Raw genomic sequence first — 9230 nt, forward strand, 5'->3', positions numbered from 1 at the left:
GGGGATGTACCCAGCTTGGGGGCGATCGAGTGCCCGCAACGGACAACACATACCGTAATCATGGAACCACGGAGTGTTCCGGGAAAGCCGTTCGACGCTATTGGTATCGATCTGCGCGCGGGCCGTCCAACACCGGAGCCCGCGCCCCCTCGGGGACACGGGCTCGGGACAGGCCGCCGGTCGGGCGGCCACGGGCGGACGGGCGGCGACGGCGTGGTGCCGGTCGGGCGGCCAGGGGCGGACGGTCCGGCGTGGTGCCGGTGCGCCCGCGCGGGAAGCTCTAGGCGGCCACGCGCTGTGCGGGCAGACGGAGGGCGCCCTCCTCGCGGGCGTACTCCTCCAGCATGCCGCGCAGCTGCCGGCGGCCGCGGTGCAGCCTGGACATCACGGTGCCGATGGGGGTGCCCATCCGCTCGGCGATCTCCTTGTAGGCGAAGCCTTCGACATCGGCCAGGTAGACGGCGACGCGGAAGTCCTCGGGCAGGGCGCGCAGCGCGTTCATCACCGCGCTGTCAGGCAGCTGCTCGAGCGCCTCGGTCTCGGCGGACTTCAGGCCGCTGGACATGTGCGACTCGGCCGCGTGCAGCTGCCAGTCCTCGATCTCCTCGGCGGCCGAGAGCTTCGGGGAGCGCTGCTTCTTGCGGTAGTCGTTGATGAAGTTGTTGGTCAGGATCCGGTGGAGCCAGGCCTTGAGGTTGGTGCCCTCACGGAACTGGTGGTACGACGTGTAGGCCTTGGCCACCGTCTCCTGAACCAGGTCCTCCGCGTCGGCGGTGTTACGGGTCAGACGCATCGCGGAGGCGAACAGCTGCGAGGTCACGGGCACGACGTCGCGCTCGAACCAGTCCTGGCGCTGCTCTTCGGTCATAGTGATCATGTACATTCCCCCTCCATGCTCTCCCCCCGGTGCCTGTCAGTCGCCCAGGCGTAACCATCCTCGCGAACCACACGTAAGGGTGGTGTTAGGAGTTCTACCTGGTCAGGGGGCCTATCGGTCCGTATGCTCGCGGCGTGCACCATCACGTCCACGGCCGGACAAGTCTCATTATCGTAACACTCTTTACTCAATTGCGCCCTAACTGTGGGCAGAGTCACATGAGATAGCGTATGGACCATGGAATACGTGGACCGTCACGACAGTCGGGTCCGGCGCTGGGTCGCCGAGGCCATCCGGAAGGTGGAGGCCGACACCAACCGCAGCTCTGACACTCACCTCCATGTGTTTCCGCTTCCCCCGCACTGGGGGGTAAACCTCTACCTGAAAGACGAGTCGGTACACCCCACCGGTTCACTCAAGCACCGCCTGGGCCGCTCGCTCTTCCTGTACGGCCTGGCCAACGGCTGGATCGGCCCCCTGACCACGATCGTCGAGGCGTCCAGCGGCTCCACCGCGGTCAGCGAGGCGTACTTCGCCAGGCTGCTCGGCCTGCCGTTCGTGGCGGTGATGCCCGCGACCACCTCGCCGGAGAAGATCTCCCTCATCGAGTTCTACGGCGGCAAGTGCCACCTGGTCGACGACCCCTCAGCGATCTACGCCGAGTCGCACCGGATCGCCACCGAGACCGGCGGCCACTTCATGGACCAGTTCACCTATGCCGAGCGGGCCACCGACTGGCGCGGCAACAACAACATCGCCGAGTCGATCTACGCGCAGATGTCCATGGAGCCCTACCCCGAGCCTGAGTGGATCGTGGTGGGGGCGGGCACCGGCGGCACCTCCGCCACGATCGGGCGCTACATCCGCTACCGCCGCTACAGCACGCGGCTGGCGGTCGTCGACCCGGCGGGCTCGGCGTTCTACCCGTCGTGGGTGTCGGGCGAGGAGGAGGGCGCGCCGGGCTCGCGGATCGAGGGCATCGGGCGGCCGCGCGTGGAGCCGTCGTTCCTGCCCGGCGTGATCGACCGGATGATCAGGGTGCCCGACGCGGCCTCGATCGCCGCCATGCGGTGGGTGCGCCAGGTCACCGGGCGCGACGTGGGCGGCTCGACCGGCACCAACGTGGCGGCGGCCGTGCGGCTCATCACCGAGATGCGGGCCCAGGGCGAGCACGGCAGCCTGGTGACGCTGATCTGCGACAGCGGCGACCGCTACCGCGGCACCTACGGCGACGACGCGTGGCTGGCCGCCCAGGGCATCGACGTCCAGCCGGATCTGGCCGCCTTCCGGGCGTTCCTGTCCTCCTGACGAGAGTCCCCGGAAAAAACTGACAGAGTCCCCGGAAAACCTGACGGGGCCCCGGAAGAGCGCGACGGCCCCGCGCCGGAGGTGGCGCGGGGCCGCGTGCGGGAGCGGAGGGTCAGGCGGACCGCGCCGGGTCCACGCCGAAGATCTTCGCGATGTCGTCCAGCATGGAATGGGCGCCCTGGATGCCGACCGCGCTCATCCACGTGGCGTCGGCCACGTCGTGCTTCTTCCCCTTGAGCTTGCCCCACAGGGGGTTGCTCACGAACTGCTGCTTCGGCGCCTCGGCCGACGGGTCGGCGTAGGTGGAGACGAAGATGTGGTCGGCGTCGAACTCGGCGATGCGCTCCTGGCTGATGTCGACGGCGATCGCCTTGGGGTCCTTCGGCTGGTCGGCGGGACGGGTGAAGCCCACGTCCTTCAGCACGATCCCGGAGTAGGAGTTCTCGACGTACAGGCGGGTGGTCGGCTCGCCGGCGAAGCGGACGACGGAGACGGTCGGCAGCGCGCCGTCCTTCTTCTTGATCTCGTCGCCGATGGTGGCCGCGCGCTCCTCGAAGGCCTTGATCCTGGTGTCGGCGAGGTCCTCCTTGCCGAGCGCCTGGCCCATGAGGCGGATGTTCTCCTTCCAGATGGCGCCGGTGGTCTCACTGAACACGGTCGGCGCGATCTGCGACAGCTTGCTGTAGAGGGCCTCGTGCCTGACCTTGGCCGAGACGATCAGGTCGGGCTTGAGCGCCATGATCTTCTCGAGGCTCGGCTGCTCCAGCGTGCCGACGGGGGTGGCCTCCTTGCCGTACTGCTGGGCCACCTCGCCGAGGTAGTCGGGCAGCTTGTCGTCGATGGAGCGGTAGGTGGTGTAGCCGACGACCGGGGTCTCCAGCGTGAGCACCGCGTCGACGAAGCTCTGGTCCAGCGCGACGACGCGCTTGGGCTGCGCGGGGATCTTCGTCTCGCCCATGGCGTGCTTGATCACGCGGAAGGGCGCGGCCCCCGCCGACTGCGTGCCCGCGGGCTGGTCCGCCGGGGTGGTGGTCGAGCCGCAGGCGGCCATGCCCAGGCTCAGTACGGCTCCCGCCACGCCCATGGCCACAGCGCGCAACGCGTTCATCGGATCTCTCTCCAGGTTTAGGTAAGGCAAACCTCATTTAGATTAGCTATGCCTAAGCTGGCATACTTCACCGGGGCCGGCAACAAGGAAGGAAAGGCACGTGGGACGACGCAGTGCGGTGTTCTGCGGGCTTCTCGCCGTCGTCGCGGTCGCCGCCGTGATGAGCATCACGATCGGGTCCAAGCCGGTGCCGCCCGCCGACGCGTGGCACGCGCTGGTGTCCCCCACCGGCACCGAGAACGACATCGTGATCCGCTCGCTGCGCGTGCCGCGTACCGCGCTCGGCATCCTCGCCGGGATCGCGCTGGGTGTGGCGGGCGCGCTGATGCAGGGCCACACCCGCAACCCGCTGGCCGACCCCGGCCTGCTCGGCGTCACCCAGGGCGCGGCGTTCGCGATGGTGGCGAGCATCGTCTTCCTGGGCGCGACGAGCCTGTACGCCTACATCTGGTTCGGCCTGGCCGGGGCGCTGATCGCCAGCGCGGGCGTGTTCGCGCTCGGCATGGTGGGCGGGCGCGGCGGCCCCACCCCGGTCACGCTCGCTCTCGCGGGCACCGCCGTCAGCGCCTTCCTCTACGCGCTCACCTCGGCGCTGGTCCTGGTGGACGAGCAGGCCATGGACGTCTTCCGGTTCTGGCAGTCCGGTTCGGTCGCCGCCAGGGGGGCGGATGTCGTCTGGCAGGTCGTGCCGTTCATCCTCGTCGGCCTCGTGCTCGCGATGATCAACGCGCCGGGGCTCAACGCCCTCTCCCTCGGGGAGGACGTCGCCCGCAGCCTCGGCCAGAACATCGCCCTCACCAGGGGCGTCGGCATCGCCGCCGTCACCCTGCTGTCGGGTGCCACGGTCGCGGCCTGCGGCTCGCTGTCCTTCATCGGGCTCATCGTCCCCCATCTGGCCCGCCCGCTGTCGGGCACCGACCACCGGTGGCTGCTGCCGTTCTCCGGCCTGGTGGGGGCCGCGCTGCTGCTGGTGGCCGACGTGATCGGCCGGGTGGTCGCCCCGCCGGGCGAGCTGGAGGTGGGCGTGGTGCTCGCGCTGATGGGCGCCCCCTTCTTCGTCGCGCTGGTCCGGCGCAGGAAGCCGGTGCGGCTGTGACGTCTCTCGCGTTGAGGATCGGCGGCCTGTCCTGGCGGGTACGGCTGCGCGGCGCCGCCGTCAGCGTCGTCGGGCTGGCCCTGGTCCTGCTGGTCATGGCGCTGAACATGCGTATCGGCGACATCCCGATGACGCTGGCCGAGGTCGCCAGGGCGGTGGTCGACACCGGCAGCGCCAACCACTTCGTCGTCATGGACCTGCGCCTGCCCCGCGCGCTGACCGGCGCGCTCGTCGGCGCGGCGCTCGCCCTCGCCGGCGCGATCACGCAGTCCATCGCCCGCAACCCGCTGGCCAGCCCCGAGATCCTGGGCGTCACCACCGGCGCCTCCGTCACCGTGGTGGCGGGCGTCGTGCTGTCGGGCAGCGCCTACGGCGGCGTCAGCGGCCTGCTTGCCAGCATCGGCATCCCGGCGCTCGCCCTGCTGGGCGGCCTGCTGGGCGCCTCGATCGTCTACGCCCTGGCGTGGCGGCGCGGCCTCGACGGCTACCGCCTGGTCCTGGTCGGCATCGGTGTGGCCGCGGTGTTCACGAACGTGAAGTTCTGGCTGCTGACGGTCGGCGACGTCAACGACACCGGCAGGGCCATGGTCTGGATCGCCGGCTCGCTCAACGGCCGCGGGTGGGAGCATGTCCATCCCGTCGCGATCGCGGTGGCGGTGCTGGTCCCGCTGACCCTGCTCGGCACCCGCTCCCTCGACGCGCTGCGCTACGGCGACGACACGATCACCTCGCTCGGCGTGCGGATGAACCTGGCACGCGGCCTGATGCTCCTGGCCGCCGTGCTGCTGGCCGCCGTCTCCACCGCCTCGGCCGGCCCCATCGCCTTCGTCGCGCTGGCGGCGCCGCAGATCGCCCTGCGCCTGGCCAGGTCGGCGCAGCCGCCGCTGGTGTCCTCGGCGGTCGTGGGCGCGCTGCTCACCGCCGCCGCCGACCTGATCGCCCGTGTCGCCTTCTCCCCCATCGAGCTGCCCGTCGGCGTCGTGACCGCGGTGCTGGGCGCGCCGTACCTGATCCACCTCATCTGGAGGGCACGCACATGAGGCTCCAGGCCGTGAACGTGAGGCTCGGCTACGGCGAGCGCGTCATCGTGGACGGGCTCGACCTCGGCGTCGAGACGGGCACCGTGACCACGATCATCGGGCCGAACGGCTGCGGCAAGTCCACCCTGCTGCGCGCCCTCGGCCGCCTGCTGAAGCCCTCGGGCGGTGAGGTGCTGCTCGACGGCAAGCGCATCGACCGGATGCCCACCCGCGAGGTCGCCAAGGTCCTCGGCATGCTGCCCCAGTCCCCCACCGCTCCGGAGGGCCTGACGGTCTCCGACCTGGTGGCCAGGGGCAGGCACCCGCACCAGACGTGGTACCGCCAGTGGTCGTCCGACGACGAGTCGTCGGTCGCCAGGGCGCTGGCGATGACGGGCCTGGCCGACCTGGCCGAGCGCCCGCTGGACGAGCTGTCGGGCGGCCAGCGGCAGCGCGCCTGGATCTCCATGGCTCTGGCCCAGGGCACCGACCTGCTGCTGCTCGACGAGCCGACCACCTTCCTCGACCTGGCACACCAGGTGGAGGTGCTGGAGCTGGTACGGCACCTGCACACCGAGGCCGGCCGGACCATCGTCATGGTGCTGCACGACCTCAACCTGGCCGCCCGCTACACCGACCGCCTGGTCGCCATGCGCGCCGGACGGGTCGTCGCCGCCGGCACGCCGCACGAGGTGCTGACGGAGGACCTGCTGCGCGAGGTGTTCGAGCTGGACGCGATGGTGATCGACGACCCGGTCGCCGGCACCCCGCTCGTCGTCCCCATCGGCACCAGGGTGCCGGTCAGGGAGCGGCTGGCTCCAGAACCACGTTTCTGAGCGGCGACCTCGCCGCCGCCAGGGCGATCAAGAGGCTGACCGCTCCCGCGAACGCCATGAGCGCGTACGCGTCGTGCACGGCCGACTCGAAGACCCCCGCGGTCAGCGCGGCCAGCGGGATGGCCAGGAAAGCGATCATGCGGGCGGTGCCCAGCACCCGGCCCAGCAGGTGGTCGGGGATGAGGCGCTGCCGTACGGTCATGAGGGCCACGATGCCCACGCCCGCCGCGGCGAACTGCCCCATCCATGCCAGCCCGATCAGCAGCGGCCCGCGGGCCGGGATCATCGCCAGGATGGACACGCCCTCCAGCAGCATGCCGGCGCTGATCAGGGTGACGGGCCTGATCCTGGGCAGCAGGCGGCCACCGAGCAGGGCGCCGAGCACCGCGCCGGCGCCCTGGAAGGCGTAGACCACGCCGATCTGCCCGGGGCTGAAGTGGTGGTAGGCGGTCAGGTAGAACACCATGTCGGCCAGCAGCAGCCAGACCCCGAAGTTGCCCGCGAAGGCGAACACCGCCAGTGTCAGCACCGTCCGGTCCGCCCCGAACAGGTACCCGAACCCCTCCCTGAGGTCGGCGAGCACCGACCGGTACGCCCTCGTCACGGCCGGAGCGGTCCTGATGAGCGCGATCAGCGCCGCCGACAGCAGGAAGGTGGCCGCGTCCACGTAGATCGCCACCTGGTGGCCGAAGGCGACGACCAGCGCGCCGCCCAGCATCGGGCCGAGCAGGTTGACCGCGTGCTCGCCGATGTGGATGCGCGCGTTGGCCGGCGCCAGCCGTTCGACGGGCACGAGCGACGGCACGAGCGCCCGGAAGGCGGGCTGGTAGAGGGGATCGACACAGGCCAGCAGGAAAGCCATCGCGTAGATCAGCCAGAGCGGCGGCGCGCCGAGCGTCACCACCACGGCCAGGGCGAGGGCCAGGGCACCCGCGGCGAGGTCGCCCGCCACGAGGATCACCTTGCGGCTGTGCCGGTCGGCCAGCACGCCGCCGAACATCGCCAGGGCGAGGTAGGGCAGGTACTCCAGCGCGTAGACCAGACCGGTGCCGAGCGCGGAGCCCGTCAGCTCCAGCACCAGCAGCGGCAACGCCAGCCGGTAGATCCACGTCCCGAGCGAGGAGACGAGGAACCCGGACAGCAGAAGCCAGAACCCCGCGCCCATCGCTCTCACTCCCCCGACAGCGCCGCTCTGATGTCCTGGTCGTCGGGGGCCAGCTCGGCGGCCCTGCGCAGATCCGCCGTGGCCTGCTCGGTACGGCCCGCGGCCCGCATCGCCATCGCCCGGTTGAACAGCAGCTCGGGGTTCTCCTTCAACGCCACGGCCCGGTCGAGGTCGGCCGCCGCCTCGCCGTACCGGCCGAGGTCGAACTCCAGCGCCCCCCTGCTCGCCCACGCCTCGACCAGGCCGGGGTCGGCCTTCAGCGCCGCGTCGAAGGCCGCCCGCGCCTCGGCCGGTCTGCCCTCGGCCGCCTCGATCTGGCCCAGCACGCACTGCAGGTGCGCGTTGCCGGGATCGAGGCCGAGCCCTCGCTCGACGTCGCTCCTGGCCGGGCCGTACCGCCCGGTCGCCGCCCTGAGCCCGGCCCGGTTGACGTAGGCGGGGGCGAAGTCGGGGTCGAGCTCCAGCGCGTGGTCGAGGTCGTGGAGCGCGCCGTCCAGGTCGCCGGCCGCGTAGCGCAGCTCCGCCCGGTTGTAGTAGGGCTCCGGCCACGGCGGGCCGAGCCGCATGGCGCTCTCGAAGTCGGCCAGCGCCTGCTCCGTCCGGCCGAGCCTGCGCAGCAGGTCTCCCCTGTCGAGGTAGTAGTCGGGATAGCCGGGGTCGATCTCGATGGCGCGGGTGTAGTCGGCCAGCGCCTGCTCCGGCTCGCCCGACATCGCCCTGAGCTGGGCCCTGTTGGCGTACAGCACGAGCCGGTGGATCGGGTGCACGTCGGCCAGGTCCCGCTCGGCCAGGTCGATGGCCGCCTGGACCAGGCGCGCCGACTCGCCGAACCGTTTCCTGCGCACCTCGATCAGCGCCTTGGCGTTGAGGTCGAAGCCGAGGTGGAAGGCGCGCTCGCGCGGGTCGGCCAGCAGCGAGGTGATCGTGATGGCCTCGTTGATCCACGCCACGGCCGTCTCGGGATCGCGTACGGCCTGGTCGTGGTGGCGCACCAGCAGGGTGGCCAGCGAGCAGGCCACCGACGCCCGGTGCCTGGGGTCGACGGTGTGCCGCCTGGCTTGCTCGTACAGGTCGAACGCCGCGTCCTCCCTGTCGATCGCCTCCAGGGCCCCGGCCGTCCGGTGGATGAGCGTCATCCACCGCTCGGGGTCGTCGTCGTGGCGCAGTCCCTCCAGCGCGGCCAGCCCCGCCTCGGCCATCGCGTGGTGGAACCCCTCGTCGCGGTAGCGGTCGAAGTCGGGCGGGACGGGGCCGCCCGGTCGTGAGGCGCCGGCGACGACGGTCAGCTCCGGCACCCGCCTGCGCAGGACCTCGACCAGTTCGGTGTCGGTCTGGTCGGCCGCTTCGAGGTTGTCGACGGTCACGGTGCGGCGCTCGCCGTCGAGGCAGGCCCGGACGAACTGGGCCAGCCCGTTGGCGATCCGCAACGTGCGGCGGGCGCCGGGGATGAGGATGCGCTCCGCCTGCGGGAGCGCCTCGGCCAGCGAGGACCTGCTCCTCGGGATCTTCAGGTGCGGCGCGGCGGCGGCGATCTCGATGTCGTGCGCGGCCACCAGGTCGGGCCGTCGCTCGACGGCTTCGGGGACGAACAGGTCGAGGAGGGCGGCGGCGAGCGTGTAGGGCCCGTGGATGCGCCGGTCGGCGTCGATGACGGTCACGTGTACGCGATCCCCTTGAGGGTTTCCTGGGCGGCTTCGTGGTCCGGACAGCAGCGTGGGGGGGGGGGCCGGCCGGGGGGGCCGGGCCCCCCCCCCAAAGGGCGTGGTGGGCGGGGCGGGGCGGTATGAAGAGGGGGGGGGTTGGTAAGATTTTGTGGGCCAG

At 71.3% G+C, this 9230-nt stretch carries 8 protein-coding genes; 4 read left to right on the forward strand and 4 right to left on the reverse strand.

Going from position 1 to position 9230, the window contains the following annotated elements:
- Nucleotides 1-280: 280 nt before the first annotated feature.
- Nucleotides 281-877 carry a sigma-70 family RNA polymerase sigma factor gene (locus ABZX22_RS42290; protein WP_354922027.1) on the reverse strand — a complete coding sequence of 199 codons (597 nt, stop codon included), beginning with the start codon at nucleotides 875-877 and terminating at the stop codon, nucleotides 281-283.
- Between the two features lie 237 nt (nucleotides 878-1114).
- Between ABZX22_RS42290 and ABZX22_RS42295 the strand changes: the two genes are divergently transcribed.
- Nucleotides 1115-2185 (forward strand): PLP-dependent cysteine synthase family protein, encoded by a 1071-nt coding sequence (locus tag ABZX22_RS42295; protein WP_354921996.1) that lies wholly within the window; start codon nucleotides 1115-1117, stop codon nucleotides 2183-2185.
- Nucleotides 2186-2297: 112 nt separating this feature from the next.
- Here the strand turns inward: ABZX22_RS42295 and ABZX22_RS42300 are convergent, their stop codons facing one another.
- Nucleotides 2298-3293 carry an iron-siderophore ABC transporter substrate-binding protein gene (locus tag ABZX22_RS42300; RefSeq protein WP_354921998.1) on the reverse strand — a complete coding sequence of 332 codons (996 nt, stop codon included), beginning with the start codon at nucleotides 3291-3293 and terminating at the stop codon, nucleotides 2298-2300.
- Between the two features lie 100 nt (nucleotides 3294-3393).
- On the opposite strand from ABZX22_RS42300, the gene ABZX22_RS42305 reads away from it, so the two are divergent.
- The 3 genes from ABZX22_RS42305 to ABZX22_RS42315 are packed head-to-tail and all read left to right on the forward strand — an operon-like array spanning nucleotide 3394 to nucleotide 6244.
- Nucleotides 3394-4389: an iron ABC transporter permease gene (locus ABZX22_RS42305; protein ID WP_354922001.1), complete on the forward strand. Its 996-nt coding sequence runs from the start codon at nucleotides 3394-3396 to the stop codon at nucleotides 4387-4389.
- Nucleotides 4386-5429: an iron chelate uptake ABC transporter family permease subunit gene (locus ABZX22_RS42310; RefSeq protein ID WP_354922004.1), complete on the forward strand. Its 1044-nt coding sequence runs from the start codon at nucleotides 4386-4388 to the stop codon at nucleotides 5427-5429. Before ABZX22_RS42305 ends, ABZX22_RS42310 begins: the two co-directional genes overlap by 4 nt.
- Nucleotides 5426-6244, forward strand: a complete 819-nt coding sequence (locus tag ABZX22_RS42315) for an ABC transporter ATP-binding protein (protein ID WP_354922007.1) — start codon at nucleotides 5426-5428, stop codon at nucleotides 6242-6244. Before ABZX22_RS42310 ends, ABZX22_RS42315 begins: the two co-directional genes overlap by 4 nt.
- Here ABZX22_RS42315 and ABZX22_RS42320 read toward each other — a convergent pair.
- Both ABZX22_RS42320 and ABZX22_RS42325 read right to left on the reverse strand, forming a co-directional pair.
- Nucleotides 6210-7409: an MFS transporter gene (locus ABZX22_RS42320; protein WP_354922010.1), complete on the reverse strand. Its 1200-nt coding sequence runs from the start codon at nucleotides 7407-7409 to the stop codon at nucleotides 6210-6212. The genes ABZX22_RS42315 and ABZX22_RS42320 overlap by 35 nt on opposite strands.
- A gap of 5 nt (nucleotides 7410-7414) precedes the next feature.
- Complete coding sequence (locus ABZX22_RS42325; protein WP_354922013.1) at nucleotides 7415-9067, reverse strand: tetratricopeptide repeat protein; 1653 nt, start codon at nucleotides 9065-9067, stop codon at nucleotides 7415-7417.
- Between the last annotated feature and the right edge of the window lie 163 nt (nucleotides 9068-9230).

It is taken from the genome of Nonomuraea sp. NPDC003804, from assembly GCF_040610675.1.
GTDB lineage: Bacteria > Actinomycetota > Actinomycetes > Streptosporangiales > Streptosporangiaceae > Nonomuraea.

What these genes read in the sequence shown, in the direction of transcription:
- ABZX22_RS42290 (WP_354922027.1), bottom strand. Translation starts at nt 877, where the DNA reads ATGATCACTATGACCGAAGAGCAGCGCCAGGACTGGTTCGAGCGCGAC.
- ABZX22_RS42295 (WP_354921996.1), top strand. Translation starts at nt 1,115, where the DNA reads ATGGAATACGTGGACCGTCACGACAGTCGGGTCCGGCGCTGGGTCGCC.
- ABZX22_RS42300 (WP_354921998.1), bottom strand. Translation starts at nt 3,293, where the DNA reads ATGAACGCGTTGCGCGCTGTGGCCATGGGCGTGGCGGGAGCCGTACTG.
- ABZX22_RS42315 (WP_354922007.1), top strand. Translation starts at nt 5,426, where the DNA reads ATGAGGCTCCAGGCCGTGAACGTGAGGCTCGGCTACGGCGAGCGCGTC.
- ABZX22_RS42320 (WP_354922010.1), bottom strand. Translation starts at nt 7,409, where the DNA reads ATGGGCGCGGGGTTCTGGCTTCTGCTGTCCGGGTTCCTCGTCTCCTCG.